Annotated in this window: 14 protein-coding genes and 1 pseudogene; 8 read left to right on the top strand and 7 right to left on the bottom strand. The window is 69.8% G+C overall.

From position 1 onward, the window contains the following. Positions 1 to 50: 50 nt before the first annotated feature. Positions 51 to 1259, bottom strand: a complete 1209-nt coding sequence (locus MKK88_RS07665; protein ID WP_243998472.1) for an aminotransferase class V-fold PLP-dependent enzyme — start codon at positions 1257 to 1259, stop codon at positions 51 to 53. Positions 1260 to 1788: 529 nt separating this feature from the next. Between MKK88_RS07665 and MKK88_RS07660 the strand changes: the two genes are divergently transcribed. From MKK88_RS07660 to MKK88_RS07650, 3 genes are all read left to right on the top strand, one after another. Continuing rightward, entirely contained in the window at positions 1789 to 2586 is a 798-nt protein-coding gene (locus MKK88_RS07660) for a UDP-2,3-diacylglucosamine diphosphatase (protein WP_279602143.1), read from the top strand. Between the two features lie 10 nt (positions 2587 to 2596). Beyond that, entirely contained in the window at positions 2597 to 3643 is a 1047-nt protein-coding gene (locus MKK88_RS07655) for a glycosyltransferase family 4 protein (protein WP_243998468.1), read from the top strand. 137 nt (positions 3644 to 3780) lie between these two features. Continuing rightward, positions 3781 to 4440: a ribonuclease HII gene (locus MKK88_RS07650; protein WP_243998467.1), complete on the top strand. Its 660-nt coding sequence runs from the start codon at positions 3781 to 3783 to the stop codon at positions 4438 to 4440. A 106-nt stretch (positions 4441 to 4546) separates the two neighbouring features. On the opposite strand, the gene MKK88_RS07645 is transcribed toward MKK88_RS07650, so the two are convergent. Then, positions 4547 to 5674, bottom strand: coding sequence for a PA0069 family radical SAM protein (locus MKK88_RS07645; RefSeq protein ID WP_243998465.1), 1128 nt, complete (start codon positions 5672 to 5674; stop codon positions 4547 to 4549). Between the two features lie 150 nt (positions 5675 to 5824). Here MKK88_RS07645 and MKK88_RS07640 point away from each other — a divergent pair, with 150 nt between their 5' ends. Continuing rightward, a complete protein-coding gene (locus tag MKK88_RS07640) occupies positions 5825 to 6355 on the top strand; it encodes a hypothetical protein (RefSeq protein WP_243998463.1) in 531 nt (176 codons plus the stop codon). A 129-nt stretch (positions 6356 to 6484) separates the two neighbouring features. Further along, entirely contained in the window at positions 6485 to 7933 is a 1449-nt protein-coding gene (locus MKK88_RS07635) for an amino acid permease (RefSeq protein WP_243998461.1), read from the top strand. Positions 7934 to 8155: 222 nt separating this feature from the next. Here the strand turns inward: MKK88_RS07635 and moaB are convergent, their stop codons facing one another. Continuing rightward, positions 8156 to 8713, bottom strand: a complete 558-nt coding sequence (moaB, locus tag MKK88_RS07630; protein WP_243998458.1) for a molybdenum cofactor biosynthesis protein B — start codon at positions 8711 to 8713, stop codon at positions 8156 to 8158. Positions 8714 to 8844: 131 nt separating this feature from the next. Here moaB and maiA point away from each other — a divergent pair, with 131 nt between their 5' ends. Both maiA and MKK88_RS07620 read left to right on the top strand, forming a co-directional pair. Beyond that, positions 8845 to 9492, top strand: coding sequence for a maleylacetoacetate isomerase (maiA, locus tag MKK88_RS07625; protein WP_243998456.1), 648 nt, complete (start codon positions 8845 to 8847; stop codon positions 9490 to 9492). 133 nt (positions 9493 to 9625) lie between these two features. Beyond that, the gene (locus tag MKK88_RS07620) at positions 9626 to 10957 is read left to right on the top strand and encodes an NAD(P)/FAD-dependent oxidoreductase (protein ID WP_243998454.1); all 1332 of its coding nucleotides are present in this window, start codon (positions 9626 to 9628) and stop codon (positions 10955 to 10957) included. Positions 10958 to 11180: 223 nt separating this feature from the next. Here MKK88_RS07620 and MKK88_RS07615 read toward each other — a convergent pair whose 3' ends face one another. Further along, entirely contained in the window at positions 11181 to 12311 is a 1131-nt protein-coding gene (locus tag MKK88_RS07615; protein ID WP_243998699.1) for a TRAP transporter substrate-binding protein, read from the bottom strand. 142 nt (positions 12312 to 12453) lie between these two features. On the opposite strand from MKK88_RS07615, the gene MKK88_RS07610 reads away from it, so the two are divergent. Further along, on the top strand, positions 12454 to 13035 hold the full coding sequence (locus tag MKK88_RS07610) for a tyrosine phosphatase family protein (protein ID WP_243998452.1): 582 nt from the start codon (positions 12454 to 12456) through the stop codon (positions 13033 to 13035). 229 nt (positions 13036 to 13264) lie between these two features. Here the strand turns inward: MKK88_RS07610 and MKK88_RS07605 are convergent, their stop codons facing one another. The 3 genes and pseudogenes from MKK88_RS07605 to MKK88_RS07595 form a co-directional block, all read right to left on the bottom strand. Beyond that, positions 13265 to 13834, bottom strand: coding sequence for a GNAT family N-acetyltransferase (locus MKK88_RS07605; RefSeq protein WP_243998450.1), 570 nt, complete (start codon positions 13832 to 13834; stop codon positions 13265 to 13267). Positions 13835 to 13927: 93 nt separating this feature from the next. Next, entirely contained in the window at positions 13928 to 15064 is a 1137-nt protein-coding gene (locus MKK88_RS07600; protein ID WP_243998449.1) for a branched-chain amino acid ABC transporter substrate-binding protein, read from the bottom strand. Between the two features lie 150 nt (positions 15065 to 15214). Further along, positions 15215 to 15527, bottom strand: a pseudogene (locus tag MKK88_RS07595) (sugar transporter); the annotation flags it as partial.

Here is a 15527-nt window from a genome sequence, read left to right as displayed (position 1 = left end):
GCGTCGGGGCGGGCCCGGCAACCCGGCCCCGCCCCGATCGCGTGGGCCGATCACGCCTTATGCAGCGGATTCTCGCGCAGGTAGCTGGAGGCCGCGGCGACGCCCGAGCCGGGCGTGACCTTGATGCCGCAATCGATCATGGCCATCTCGGCGCCCGCGATGGCGCCCAAGAGCGACAGCTCGTTCAAGTCGCCGAGGTGACCGATCCGGAACACCTTGCCGGCGACTTTCGACAGGCCGGCACCCAGCGAGAGATTGTAGCGCTCGTAGGCGTGGCTGATCACCTTGGCGGCGTCGGCGCCCTCCGGCACCACGATCGCCGTGACCGTGTCGGAGTTCCACTTCGGCTCCTTGGCGCAGGGCTTGAGGCCCCAGGCTGCCACGGCCTGACGGGTCGCCTCGGCGAGCACGTGATGGCGGTGGTAGACGTTCTCCAGCCCCTCCTCCTTCACGATCGCCAGCGCCTCGCGCAGGCCGTAGAGCAGCGGCAGGACGGGGGTGTAGGGGAAGTAGCCGGTGGCGTTGGCGGCCAGCTGGTCCTTCCAGGCGAAGTAGGCGTGGCCGAGCCGGTCGTTGCGGCCGGTGCCGCCCTCGGCGATCTTGAGCGCCTTCGGGCTGATGCAGATCAGGCCGAGGCCGGCCGGCAGCATGAAGCCCTTCTGCGAGCCGGCGATCGCGCAGTCGACCTTCCAGTCGTCCATGTAGAACGGCAGCGAGCCGATCGACGAGATGCCGTCCACGAACAGCAGCGCCGGGTGGCCGGCGGCGTCGATCGCCTTGCGCACCGCGCCGATGTCGCTGGTGACGCCGGTGGCGGTCTCGTTGTGGACGACCATCACGGCCTTGATCTTATGGTCCTTGTCGGCCCGGAGCGCCCCCTCGATCTTCTGCGGATCGGCGCCGGTGCCCCACTCCTCGTCCTGGACGACCACGTCGAGCCCGAGGCGCTGGGCCATGTCGATCCAGAGGTGGCTGAACTGGCCGTAGCGCGAGGTCAGCACCGTGTCGCCGCGGCAGAGGGTGTTGGACAGGGCGGATTCCCAGATGCCGGTGCCCGAGGACGGGAACAGGATCACGGTCCCGGCGGTCGAGCCGAACACCATCTTGGAATCCTGCAGGAGCGGCTTCACCAATTCCGGGAAACTCGGCGAGCGGTGATCCTCCGACGGCACGTGCATGGCGCGCAGGACGCGCTCCGGGATGTTGGTGGGGCCGGGGATGAAGAGATGGTTGCGACCGGGGCGCCGGGTTGCGGCCATGATGTTTCCTCCGAATAATCCGTTGCGGGCGGGCTCGCGCCCGCGCCGATTGTCCACAATGTCCGCGGGAGTCGGTCCGGCGGCGGTCGCGGCGCGTTCCACGCGCCTTCGAACCCCTGCCAGGGCCGTGAAGTGGGGGGCGCTGCGGAGCGGCAGGCGGCCTCACGCCGCTCGCGTCGCGGCACGCCCCCGCGCGCCGGTCGCCTCCGAATGGCCGTCCCGTCCAACGGCCCCGGGGCCGTCCTCGCCGCCTTCCTGTCTACGCCCGGCCGAACCCCTACAGGCCGCCAGTTCCTGGTATTATGAGACGGCGAGGCTTGAAAGGAAAACCGGAAAAACTTCCGGAACTTGGCAAAAAAATTTTTTGTGCGCCGCAACGAAGCCGATCTTCGGTTGAGAAGCTTCGCCGCAGCGCACGCAACCTGCGGAAGACGGTGCGGGATCGCGTCATCAAACTGAGATGGGATCGCGCTCTGGATCCCGGCACCGTTCGCCGCCGGGAGAGGAAGCCGTGGCCGAGGTTGAGGAGATGCCGGTCCGGGTGCGGACGCTGTTCCTGTCCGACCTGCATCTCGGCACGCGCGGCTGCCAAGCCGGGCTGCTGCTGTCGTTCCTGCGGGATTACGACGCCGACACGATCTACCTCGTGGGGGACATCGTGGATGGCTGGCAGCTGCGTTCGGGCTGGTACTGGCCGCAGGAACACAACGACGTCGTGCAGAAGCTCTTGCGCAAGGTCCGCAAGGGCGCCCGGATCGTCTACCTGCCGGGCAACCACGACGAGTTCCTGCGCGACTATGTCGGCATGAATTTCGGTGGGATCGAAGTGGCCGAGACCGCGATCCACGAGGCCGCCGACGGGAAGCGCTACCTCGTGATCCACGGCGACCAGTTCGACATGGTGGTCCGCCATTCGCGCTGGCTCGCCCATCTCGGCGACGGGGCCTACACGCTGGCACTGACCCTCAACACGGTGCTCAACAAGGTGCGGCGGCGGGTCGGTCTTTCCTATTGGTCGCTCTCGGCCTGGGCGAAGCTGCGGGTGAAGAACGCCGTCAGCTTCATCGGCCGGTTCGAGACGATCCTCGCCGAGGAGGCCCGGCGGCAGGGCGCCTGCGGCGTGATCTGCGGCCATATCCACCACGCGGCCGACCGGCCGATCGGCGACCTGCGCTACCTCAACACCGGCGACTGGGTGGAATCCTGCACCGGGATGGTGGAGCATTACGACGGCCGCATCGAGGTCCTCCACTATCCGAGCATCCTCCGCGCCCGCGCGGCGGAGACCGTGCCGCAACCGGTCCCGGGCCGGCGCGCGGTGGCGTGAGGTCCAAGCCGTGAAGCTCCTGATCGCCAGCGACGCGTGGCATCCGCAGGTCAACGGCGTGGTGCGCTCCCTGGAGCAGATGGTCCGCCGCGCCCCGGAGCATGGCTTCGAGACGACCCTGCTGTCGGCGGTGAACTTCCCCTCGCTGCCCATGCCGGGCTACCCGGAGATCCGCCTGGCCTATGCCGCGCGAGCCCGGGTGGCGGAGCGCTGGCGGACAGAGCGACCGACCCATGTTCATATCGCCACCGAGGGTCCGGTGGGGTACGCGGCGCGGCGGCATTGCCTGTCCCAGGGCCTGCCCTTCACCACGAGCTATCACACGCGCTTTCCCGAATACCTCGCCGCCCGTCTGCCGGTGCCGGAGGCGTGGTCCTACGCCTATCTGCGCCGCTTCCACGGGGCCGCCCGCGGCACGATGGTGAGCACCGCCTCGCTCCAGGGTGAGCTGGAGGCCCGCGGCTTCGCCCACCTGATGCGCTGGACCCGCGGCGTCGATACGGAGCGGTTTCGCCCCGCCACACCGGGCGCGCCGCCCCCCGCGGAACTCGCGGATCTGCCGCGGCCGCTGTTCCTCTATGTCGGCCGGCTGGCGGTGGAGAAGAACATCGCGTCCTTCCTGAAGCTCGACCTGCCCGGAACCAAGGTCGTGGTCGGCGACGGACCGGACCGGGGACGACTCCAGGGGATGGCCCCGGGGGCGCGGTTCCTCGGCACCCGGACGGGGGCAGCGCTCGCGGCGATCTACGCGGCCTGCGACGTGTTCGTGTTTCCGAGCCTGACCGACACGTTCGGGATCGTGCTCCTGGAAGCCATGGCCTGCGGCCTGCCGGTGGCGGCCTTCCCGGTACCGGGCCCGAACGACGTCATCGGGGGCACCCGGGTCGGCGTCCTCGACCAGGACCTGCGCGCCGCCGCCCTCGCCGCCCTGGATCTGTCCCGGGCCGAATGCCGGGCCGAAGCCCTGCGCCGGGGCTGGGATGTGAGCGCCCGCCAATTCTTCAGCAACATCATCGAGGCCCATGGCGGCGAGCGCTTCGCCCGGGACGCCGCCTGAACGGGTTTCCAGAGGGCTTGCCCTTTGGTGGGTGGTCAGGGCAAAGCCCTGACGGTCTTGCAGGGCCCTGCCCTGCACCCGCAAAAGGTCGCCAACCTTTTGAAACCCTGACCTCCGCAATCTCACAGGAGAGGGCTATGCCAGTCGCTCGGGCGACGGCGCGGCCGTTCGATCCGACCCGCGCCGCAGCCTATCCGCCGGCGATCGGCTGCGACGAGGTCGGGCGTGGGGCCTTGTGCGGCCCGGTCGTGGTGGCGGCGGTCTGGTTCGATCCGGCGGCGATCCCGCCGGACCTGCTCGCCGCCCTCGACGACAGCAAGCGCCTCCCCGAGCCCGAGCGGGAACGGCTCGCGCCCCTGATCCGCGCCGAGGCCTGCGTGGCGGTTTCGGCCGGATCCAGGGCGCTGATCGACCGGATCAACATCCGCGCCGCCACCCTCGACGCCATGGCGCGCGCGGTCGCCCGCCTGGGGCTGGCGGCGCCCGTCCTCGTCGATGGACGGGACGCGTTGCCCGGGTTGCCCGGGCGAGCCGTCGTCGGCGGCGACCGTCTGGTGCCGCAGATCGCCGCCGCTTCCATCGTCGCCAAGGTGTTCCGCGACACGCTGATGCGGCGGCTCGCCCTGCGCCATCCCGGTTACGGCTGGGAGCGCAATGTTGGCTACGGGACCGCTCTCCACCGCGCCGGCCTGACCAGCCTCGGCCGAAGCCCGCACCATCGGCTGAGCTTCACCCGCGGGTTCGATGGGGTTTCCCAAGGGCGCGCCCTTGGGCGGGTCCTCGGGGCGGAGCCCTGAGATCGGGCGAAGCCCGACCCCGGACGATGTCCGGCACCAGGGCTCCGCCCGGGACCCGCGAAAGGTCTCGAGCTTTCGAAACCGGAATAGGCCTCCGCACAGGCCCTCAGAACAGCGCCAATTGCGCCCCCGGCTTTCGGAACGCATCCCGGTTCAGCGCCATCCGGCCGAAGCCGTAGCCGAGCCGTGTCCCCGCGATGCGGATGCGCTGGCCGATCATCGCCGCGTAGGCGCCCTCCCCGCGGAAGCGGTGGCCGAACCGGGGATCGTTCTCCCGCCCGCCCCGCGCCTGCCGCAGGAGCGCGAAGGCGCGCTCCTTCCGCTCCGGATAGTGCTCGGCGAACCAGTCGGCCATCAGGTCGGCGACTTCGCCGGGCAGCCGCAGCAGGGCGTGGCCGATGCGGCTCGCGCCGTGCTCCCGGGCGCGGGCAAGGATCGCCTCGATCTCGTGGTCGGTGAGACCGGGAATGATCGGCGAGACGTTGACCATCACGGGCACGCCGGCTTCGCTCAGGCGCGCCATTGCAGCGAGGCGCTTCTCCGGGCGGGGCGCGCGGGGATCGAGCCGCCGGGCGAGGTCCGGGTCCAGAGTCGGCAGCGAAATCGAGACGAGGACGAGAGCATCGGCGGCCATCTCGGCCAGGATGTCGAGGTCGCGCAGCACGAGGTCGGATTTCGTGGTGATGCCGACGGGATGGCGCGCGTCCCGCAGCACCTCCAGCACCCCCCGGGTGATGCGGTGGGTGCGCTCGACCGGCTGATAGGGGTCGGTCGCCGTGCCCAGCGCGATCGTGTCGGGGCTGTATCCCGGCGCCGCGAGTTCCCGCACGAGCAGCCGGGCCGCGTCCGGCTTTGCGAAGAGGCGCGACTCGAAGTCGAGCCCCGGCGACAGGCCGAGCCAAGCATGGGTCGGCCGCGCGTAGCAGTAGATGCAGCCGTGCTCACAGCCACGATACGGGTTGATCGAGCGGTCGAACGGAATGTCGGGCGACGTGTTGCGGGCGATGATCCGGCTGGACCGCTCCGGTGTGACCTGCGTGCGCAGGGGCGCCGGATCGTCGGCGGCCCAGTCCGGATCGTGACAGATCTCCCGTCGGGCTGCCTCGAAACGCCCGGTGGGGTTGGAGGTCGCCCCGCGTCCGCGGCGCCCGGCCTCGGGCGGCATGCTGGCGCCGAGCCGCCGGCCGCTCCCTGATCTCGACGCCGGCCATGGACCCATGAGGTCGCCCGCCATGATGAGTCTCCCTGTTTCACGTGAAACATATAGCGAACATCTGCCCGCGATGCGCCTTTTTTTGAGGCAAACCCCGCTTGTCCGCGTCTCTCGGTATCGCCCCCACCTTCTGGCGACGCGGGAATGGTTTACGGCTGCGCAAAATCGTCTATGCGCGCGTTCATGCTTTCTGCGGTGACCTATCTGGCCGACCCTGCCCATCCGGACGCGATCGATCGCTTGGCGGACACGCTCGGCGTGCTCGTCTCCGGCGTCGCCGGGGGGCTGATCGGCGATGCCGTGATCGTGTCGGGCTGCGCCAGCGAGGCGGTTACGGCCGTCGCCGAGGCGACCGGCGCCGCCCTGATCGTTCATGCGGGCGCTAGCCCCTACACGGCCGGCGCCGCGATGGCCCGCCGGGACTGGATCCTGTGCCTGGAGGCCGGGGATGTGCCGGCCGAGGGCTGGATACGCACCCTCGACCGCTTCGTCGGCACCGCCCGGCCGGGGACCGGTCTCGGCCGCCTGCGCCGCCCGTCCGCCGGCTGGCGGGCTCGCCTCATCGGCCGGATCGAGACCCTGACCGGTGCTCCCCGGGCCAGGGCGGGAGACGTGGTCCGGCGCGACGCGCTGCGGTGCGGGCCGGTCTTCGCAACGCGACTCAAGGTTCGCCCGTTGATCGCCCGTATCGATCGGACGTGATCGGCGAAATATCGCCGTCCTCCACGTTGTTGCCGGTCAATCCGCCTCTACAACTCTGAGCCTATGGCAAAGGATTTGCGGCCTCGCCTTGCGCGAGGGCACGCGAACCTGCCTCAGGAGGATGTTGCGATGGATGCGTCGGGCCTGATGGGGCGGAAATCCGTCGACGACATCATCGAGAGCGGCGAGGGTGAACAGCAGCTCTCGAAAACGCTCGGCGCCCTGTCGATCACCGCGATGGGCATCGGCGCCATCATCGGCGCCGGCATCTTCGTCCTGACCGGCACGGCTGCCGCGCAATATGCCGGGCCGGGGATCATGCTGTCGTTTGTGCTCGGCGGCATCGCCTGCGCCTTCGTCGGCCTGTGCTATTCCGAGATGGCGGCGCTGATCCCGGTGGCGGGGTCGAGCTACACCTACACCTACGCGACGCTGGGCGAGTTCTTCGCGTGGCTGATCGGCTGGGACCTGATCCTGGAATACGCCATGGGAGCCGCCACCGTGGCGGTGGGCTGGTCGGGCTACGTCACCAGCATCCTGAAGGATGTCGGGATCGTCATCCCGGCGCAGTTTGCGCACGCCCCCGGCACCCCGATCGACGGTGGCGGAACCGCCCTGTTCAACCTGCCGGCCGTGCTGATCGTGGCGCTGATCACGCTCCTGCTGATGCGCGGCACGAAGGAATCCGCGCGCTTCAACAACATCATGGTGGCGGTGAAGCTCACCGTGGTGGTGGCCTTCATCGCCCTCGGCTGGGGCCATGTCGATTCAGCGAACTGGCGCCCGCTGATCCCCGCCAACGACGGGACGTTCGGGCATTTCGGGTACAGCGGCATCCTGCGCGGCGCCGGCGTCGTGTTCTTCGCCTTCATCGGCTTCGACGCGGTCTCCACCGCCGCTCAGGAGGCGCGCAAGCCCCAGAAGGACATGCCGATCGGCATCCTGGGCTCGCTCGCCGTCTGCACGATCCTGTACGTGCTGGTGGCGGCCGTGCTCACCGGGCTGGTACCCTACAAGGAGCTGAACGTCCCCGATCCGATCGCCAAGGGCGTCGACATGATCGGCATCGGCTGGTTCTCCCTGCTGATCAAGCTCGGAGCGCTCACCGGACTTACGACAGTGATCCTCGTGCTGCTCTACGGACAGAGCCGGATCTTCTTCACCATGGCGCAGGACGGCCTGCTGCCGAAGACGTTCTCCCACGTCCACCCGACCTACCAGACGCCTTACCGCAGCCAGGCGCTGATCGGGGTCGCGGTGGCGTTGGTAGCAGCCCTGGTGCCCATCAACATCCTGGGCGAGATGGTGAGCATCGGAACGCTCGCCGCCTTCATCCTGGTCTGCGGCTCGGTGATCTACCTGCGGCGGACCGATCGCCACATGAAGCGCCCGTTCCGGGCTCCCGCCGTGCCGATGGTGCCGATCCTCGGCATCCTGTTCTGCCTGCTTCTGATGGCCGGACTGCCGCTCGACACGTGGCTGCGGCTGGTGATCTGGATGGCGGTCGGGCTCGTCGTCTACTTCTTCTATGGGCGCAAGCACTCGGTCCTGCGCCGCAAGGAGGGGAACGCGGCGTAGCATCGTACGGGACCTGGGGCGGGATTCGAGGCCGAACGCATCGCAGAACGGACCGCAAGTCCCCCTCTTCCCGCTTGCGGGGAGAGGCCCGTACGGACCTTGTCGTCCGTACGGGAAGCGAAGGCGGAGCCGAAGCGGGGCGAGGGGGAACTGCGGCCTTCGTCAGCGCGGCGGGCGATGTGAATCCGCCAGCCCTTTGCAGGAGAGGAACAGCGTCGCGCCTCACACCGCGATGCTCGCCCCCCGCCGCAGATGCTCGTCGAGCCGCGGCATGATCTCCACGAAGTTGCAGGGCCGGTGCCGGTAATCGAGCTGCTGCGCCAGGATCCCGTCCCAGGCGTCCCGGCAGGCACCGGGCGAGCCCGGAAGCACGAACACGTAGGTCGCCCGCGCGACCCCCGCGGTGGCGCGGGACTGTAGGGTCGAGGTCCCGATCTTCTCGTAGGAGATGCGGTGGAAGATGGCGGAAAAGCCGTCCATGCGCTTCTCGAACAGGGGCTCCAGCGCCTCCGGGGTCACGTCGCGCCCGGTGAAGCCCGTGCCGCCGGTGGTCAGCACCACATCGACGCCCGGATCGCGCAGCCACACCTCGACCTGCCCCCGGATCGCCGGGATCTCGTCCGGCACGATGGACCGGGCCGCGAGCCGGTGGCCCGCCTCCGTGAGGCGCTGGGCCAGCGTGTCGCCGGAGCGGTCATCCTCGGGGCGGCGGGTGTCCGACACGGTGAGCACCGCGATCGACAGGGGGATGAAGGCGCGCGGGGCGGGCTGGTCGGCCATGGATCGGGTCTCCGGGACAGGTCTCCGATATGGGCCCGCCGTTTCCCGTTGTCGCCCCCAGGCGGTCGCGCGCCCCCCTTGCGGCGGGGCGCAAACTCGGCTGTGCTCTCCGCACCCTCGGAGATCCTCCCATGCACATGTACGGCAACTGGCGCTCGGCCGCCGCCTTCCGGGTGCGGATCGCGCTCAAGCTGAAGGAGATCCCCTACGAGGAGACCTTCATCGACCTCGACGCGGGCGATCAGCACAAGCCGGACTTCCGGGCGATCAACCCGCAGGGGGCGGTGCCGGCCCTGTTCGACGGCGACGGGCCGCCGCTCACCCAGTCGCTCGCGATCCTCGACTATCTGGAGGAGACCAAGGGTGGCGTGCGCCTCCTGCCCGAGGAGCCCAAGGCGCGGGCGCGGGCACGCTCCCTGGCGCAGGTGGTGGCCTGCGACACGCACCCCCTCTACGTGCCGCGGGTCCGCAATTTCCTGATGGAGCATTACGACCTGCCCCGGGAGCGGATGCTCGACTTCCTGCGCAACGCCTTCGAGACCGGCCTGCGGACGCTCGAGGCGCGGCTCACCCGGGAGCCTGGGACCGGCCAGTTCTGCCAGGGCGATGCGGTGAGCCACGCCGATCTCTGCCTCGTCAGCCTCTGGGTCGGCACCGGCATCTTCGGCGTGGACACGGCGGCCTATCCGACGGTCGGGCGGATCGCCGCCGCATGTCTCGCCCTGCCGGCGGTGGCCGAGGCGCACCCCCTCCGTCAGCCCGGCGCCCCGGAGGCGTGACCCAAAACGCACGTCCCAGGGCACGCGTGGATGCGTCACGCGTGCCCTGATGAGGCAGATGTGGCAATCGGACACCCGGCCCGTGTAAGCAGGCCGGCGTTTTAATCCCGGTGCGGGAGCGGAAAGAGTGTCGATGGCATCCGTCGAGAACGAGTCAGGTCTGCATCGCGTCGTCGTGGTGGGCGGCGGCGCCGCCGGCCTCCAGCTGGTGACGAAGCTCGGCGACAAGCTCGGGCGGGGCAAGCGGGCCCACGTCACGCTGGTGGACCGCGCCCGCACGCATATCTGGAAGCCGCTGCTCCACGAGGTCGCGGCCGGCAGCCTCGACGTCGGCCACCACGCCGTCGATTACCTGCACCACGCGCACATGCACGGCTTCCGCTACCGGATCGGGCGCATGACCGGGCTCGACCGGGAGGCTCACACGATCCAGCTCGCGGCGAGCCACGACGCCGAGGGCCGCGAGGTCACGCCGGAGCGCGCGGTTCCCTACGACACGCTGGTGATGGCGGTGGGCTCCACCACCAACGATTTCGGCACGCCCGGCGTCGCCGAGCACGCCATCGCGCTCGACACCCAGGATCAGGCGGTCCGCTTCCACCAGCGCCTCGTCAACGCGTCCCTGCGGGCCCACACGCAGGCCGGCCCGGTCCGCCCCGGGCAGCTCCACGTCACGGTGATCGGCGCCGGCGCCACCGGCACCGAGCTCGCCGCCGAGTTGCACCGGACCCTGCGCCATGTGGTCTCCACCGGTCTCGACAAGATCGATCCCGGCAAGGACATCCGCATCACCCTGGTGGAGGCCGCCGACCGGATCCTGCCGGCGGTGCCGCAGCGCCTCTCGGTCGAGGTGATGCAGCTCCTCAACAAGATCGGCGTCGATGTCCGCGTGAAGGCCCGGGTGACCGAGGTGCGGGCCGATGGCGTGCAGCTCGCCGACGGCACCTTCATCCCCTCGGAGCTGGTGGTCTGGGCGGCGGGCGTGAAGGCGCCCCCCTTCCTCCAGGGCATCGGCGGCCTGGAGACGACGCGCACCAACCAGCTCGTGGTGACCCCGACCCTGCAAACGACCCGGGACCCCGACATTTTCGCGCTGGGCGATTGCGCCTATCTGGTCGAGGTCGGCTCGGACACGCCGGTGCCGCCGCGCGCGCAGGCCGCCCACCAGCAGGCGAGCCACCTCGTCGGCCAGATTCAAGCCAAGATCGACGGCAAGCCGCTCAAGCCCTTCAAGTACAAGGATTTCGGCTCACTGGTCTCGCTCGGCGAGTACTCGACGGTCGGCAGCCTGATGGGCTTCGTGCGCGGCAAGAACATGCTGATCGCCGGGCTGTTCGCCCGGATGATGTACCGCTCGCTCTACAAGATGCACGAGCAGGCGCTGCACGGCACCGCCAAGACGGCCCTCGACACCCTCGCACGCGCCCTCACCCGCCGCACCGAGCCGCGGGTGAAGCTGCATTAGGGCGGTCTTCTCGACGCGCAGGACTCCCGTGGCCCCCTCTCCCCTCATCCTGAGGTGGCCGCGTCACCGGGCCTCGAAGGAGAGCTCCAGGGATCGCGGTGCTGACCGGAGGGCTCCTTCGGGGCCTCCGCTGCGCTCCGGCACCTCAGGATGAGGACGCGGGCTGGGATTCCCGCGGTCCGGGAAGGCGGCGCCGGCTTGTGACAAGGGACGAGGACCGGCCCTACCCCCGTGCGCGGGCCCGGATCATGAAGTTGTCGTAGGTGTATTCCGCCACCTGGAACCAGAGATACTCTTCGTTCCGGAAGGTGCGCATCGCCTCGTAGACCCGGCGGAAGTCGCCGTTCTTGGCGGCGATCTCGCCGTAGACGTCGTTGGCGTTCCTGAGGGCGGCCTCCATCACGTCCTGGGGGAAGGGCCGCAGCAGCGCGCCACCGGCGACCAGCCGGCGCAGGGCCTGCGGGTTGCGCGCATCGTACTTGGCCTGCACCTCGGCGCCGACCTGCGCGGCGGCAGCCCGCAGGACGGCCTGATAGGATTTCGGCAGCCCCTTCCACGCCTCGGCGTTGAACCAGAAGTGCAGCATCGCGCCGCCCTCCCAGAAGCCGGGATAATGATAGACCGGCGCGACCTTCTGGAGCCCGAGGCGCTCATCGTCGTAGGGGCCGATCCACTCGGCGGCGTCGATCTTCTTCGACTCCAAGGCCGCGTAGATCTCGGGCCCGGGAATCGTCTGCGGCTGGACGCCGAACTTGGTGAGCACCTGCCCGCCCATGCCGTCGATCCGGAACTTGAGCCCCTGCAGATCGGCGAGACTCTTGATCTCGCGGCGGAACCAGCCGCCCATCTGGGCACCGGTGTTGCCCCCCGGCAGGCAGACCAGGTTGGCCTTCGCGAAGACTTCGGCGAAGAGTTCGGCGGCACCACCGGCCAGCCACCACGAGGCGGCGCCGCGTGCGTTGAGGCCGAACGGCACGGCAGTCGCAAGCGCGAAGGTCGGATCCTTGGCCATGCCCAGCGTGGCCGGCCCGTGGCCCATCTCGACGGTGCCGGCCGCGACGGCGTCCAGGAGCCCCTCCGCGGGAACCGGCTCGCCGGGACCCTGCACCCGGATCTGGAAACGGCCGTCCGTGGCCTCGGCGACGATCCGGCTGAGCGTCTCGGAGGCGCCGAACAGGATGTCGAGGGACTTGGCGTAGGCCGAGGACAGGCGCCAGTGCAGTTCCGGCGCGTCATCGGCCCGGGCCGGAGCGGTCAGCGGCGCGGCGATGGCTGCCCCGAGGCCGGTCGCCAGGAGGGTACGCCGTGTTCCGGCCTTCGAGGGGTGCGCGATAAGCGTGTCGTCCAACGGGATCTCGTCCGAGCGTGTGATGTCCGTCCGGCGCGGATTCGCCGGCTGCAGCTAGCATGTCCGCGCCGGTTCTCGAAAGCCGCGGGCGGCGGCGGCAGTTCCGTCGCCGCTCGAAACGGACGACCGACCGTGCTAGGCGCCGGGGATGGAATCCAGCCCCTCCGTCACCCTGCATACCGTCTGCGGCCTTGAGGAACTGGCCGGCCATGGGACGCGCGGCGTCAGCCACGTCCTGTCGCTGCTCGACCCCGGCACACCGGATCCGGAGGCTTTTGCAGCCTACGGCGCCCATGCCCGCACGACGCTGCGCTTCCACGACTGCCTCGGCCCCGGTGAGGGCCTCGTGCCGCCCGGGCCCGAGGATGTCGCGGCGATCCTCGCCTTCGGGCGGCAGCTCGATGGCGCGGCCCACCTGCTGGTGCATTGCCATTACGGACTGTCGCGCTCCACCGCGGCGCTGCTGATGCTGTTCGCGCAGGGGGATCCGGAGGTTCCGGCCGATGCCCTGGTGGCGCGGCTGCACGCCCTGCGCGAGCCGGCTTGGCCCAACGCCAGGATGATCGGTTTCGCGGACGCGCAGCTCGGCCGGGGGGGTCGTCTCAGCGAGGCGGTCCGGCAGCTCCACGCGCTGCAGTTGCAGGTGCGGCCGCACCTCGCCGAGCTGCTGCGTGGGCTGGGGCGCGGGGCGGAGGTTGACGCGGCGGAGGCCTGCGTTGCTCGCCCCTGAGACGTCGGCCATGGCGCTGTCCTGGGCCCGGAAAAGATCGCGACCCAGCTGTTTCTAGGGGTTGGGTTGAGGCCCGTGCCATGGCGTCGCGCCGACCTGCACGGCCTCCCTGTCCGGGCACATGCCGCGACAGCGGCAGGCAGCCCGGGAACCCGCGTAAAACATCGCGACGCGTCGATCCGGATCGACCTGAACCGCTGGCGCGGCGCTTCCTGTGCTGGATCCCGGATCAGGCTCCCCTTCGCTCCACCTGTCCGGGACAGGCCGCCAGCACGGCAATGTCCGGCCAGAAGACGCGCAGGATTGTCCGCCCTCTGGAGGTGGGCACTTGCGACGCGCTGCGTTCCACGACTTCGCCGCCCAACCGAATATAGAATCGTAGCGCCGCTTCATTGGCCTCGAACACCCAGAGGTGGATGCCACTGAGCTCTGCATTCGTTTCGACGCAGCGGGCGACCGCCTCCATGAGATGGGACCCGATACGCTGCCCGCGCCTCTGGGGGTCGACATGCAGATTATCGATCAGACTGCCCCAGGCCGGATCGAGATCGCGATACACGCATCCGAAGCCGAGCGCCGTTGCGTCCGCTGTTTCCGCAAGAAGGGTCGTTCTGCGCGGGTCGGGGTGCTCAAGACGGTCCGACCACAGGGCGCGTCGCTCGTCCTCGATCGGGCCGGCGAGGTAGGTCGGATCCAGGAGCGCCGCATAGGCATCGCGCCAACTGGCCGTGTGAAGGGTTGCGATCGTGGCCGCATCGCTCGATACGGCGCGCCGGATTGTGATGTCGCCGAGCTCCATCGCCGGATGAGAGCGCGGCAGATGCCTGCGGTCAACGCCGGTCCCGCCGAAGCGGCATCCCGGGTGCGTCTGCCTGAAGACGCGGGAAACGCCTCACTTCCCCGCCGGCGTGAAACTCCCGTCCTTCCAGACGTAGAGCACGTAGCCCTGGGCGGTGACGTCGCCCTTGGCGTCGAACCCGACCGTGCCGAGCACGAGGTCGAACCGTTCCGTGTGCAGCGTCTGCGCGATCGGCTTCGGTTCCACCGAATGCGCGAAGTTGCCGGCCGCCACCAGCGCCTGCATGGCCGCGTAGCCGTAGACCGTCGAGCCGGTCGGGTCGACGCCCTCGGCCTTGAAGGCCTTCACCACGCTGGCGGCGGCCGGTTGCCGGCTGGGATCGAGGTAGAAGGTCATCAGCACGCCGTTGCTCGCCGGCCCCGCGATCTTGGCGAAATCCGGCGTGGCGATGGCCGAGGTGCCGAACCATTGTGGGCGGAAACCCCGGTCGGCGGCGATCTTCACGAGGCGCCCCATCTCAGCGGCGTCGCCGCCGTAATAGACCACGTCGATCCCCGCGCCCTTGAGGCGGTCAGCCAGGGCGGCATCGTCGGCGTCGCTCGGCGAGAAGGAGAGCGACAGCGCCTCGTTGACGCCGATCCGGTTGAGGTTGTCCTTGGTGGCGGCGGCGAGTGCCCGGGAGGCCGGGGTCTGATCCTGGATCAGCGCGATCTTCCGGTCGCGGAAGCGCTCGGCCAGCACGGCGGCCGACAGGCGCGCCTGATCGTCGTCGCGCCCGCAGACCCGGAAGATGGTCGGCAACCCCCGGTCGGTGAGCCGGGCCGCCACGGAGGCGGCGGTGATCATCACCACGCCGTTCTGGGCATAGATATCGGAGGCGGCGATCGAGGCGTTCGAGCAGACGTGCCCGACCACGAGGCGGACGTTCCCGCGCACGAAATGGTTGGCCACCGCGGTCGCGGTGTTCGAGTCGCAGGCATCGTCCTGCACGTCGAGGGTCACGGGCTGACCATCGAGGCCACCCATGGCGTTGGCGTCCCGCGCCGCCGCCTCGACCCCGCGCAGCACCTGCTCGCCGACCGCGACGTAGGGTCCCGAGCGCGGGACCGCCACGCCGATCACCACGTCGGCCTTCGCCGGCACCGCCGGGAGGAGCGCGACACACAGGCCCAGGGACATCAGTGCGGGCCGGAACGGCCCGCTTGCGGGGACGACGCGTCCGATCTTCATCGGGCTCTTCTAGGCATCCTGACGCGCGGCCACCACAGGCGGAAGGCATGCGGCATCCGCGCCGCATTCCCGCACCGCACCCGTTGCCCATACGCGAGGACGCGGGAAAACGCGATTTTTTTCCGCGACCTGTCGGCCGCCATCCCGCGTTTACTTCACGTAATAGTAGGCGGTGGCGATGGACGAGACCGGCCCGGTGACGCCGCTGAAGGCGGTGAGCACCTTCGACAGCTCAGCGAACGGCGCGTTCGACACGTAGATCAGGTCGCGGTTGCGCATCCGGAACGCCTGGGACACGAACAGGCTGTTCGGGTCGCGCATGTCGATCCGGTACACCACCGGGACCAGGGGCGTGCCCAGCAGCTTCGAGCCCGGGTTCAGCCGCCGCACCACGCTGGCCGGCTCGAACCGGAAGATGAAGGTGCCGGCCGGGTCGGCGGCGAAGTCCGACAGGCCGCGCGCC

The sequence above is a fragment of the Methylobacterium sp. E-005 genome, from assembly GCF_022829725.1.
Classification (GTDB): Bacteria; Pseudomonadota; Alphaproteobacteria; order Rhizobiales; family Beijerinckiaceae; genus Methylobacterium.
The sequence above is the reverse complement of the archived record's forward strand: the minus strand, read 5'-3'. Positions and strand labels throughout refer to the sequence as shown.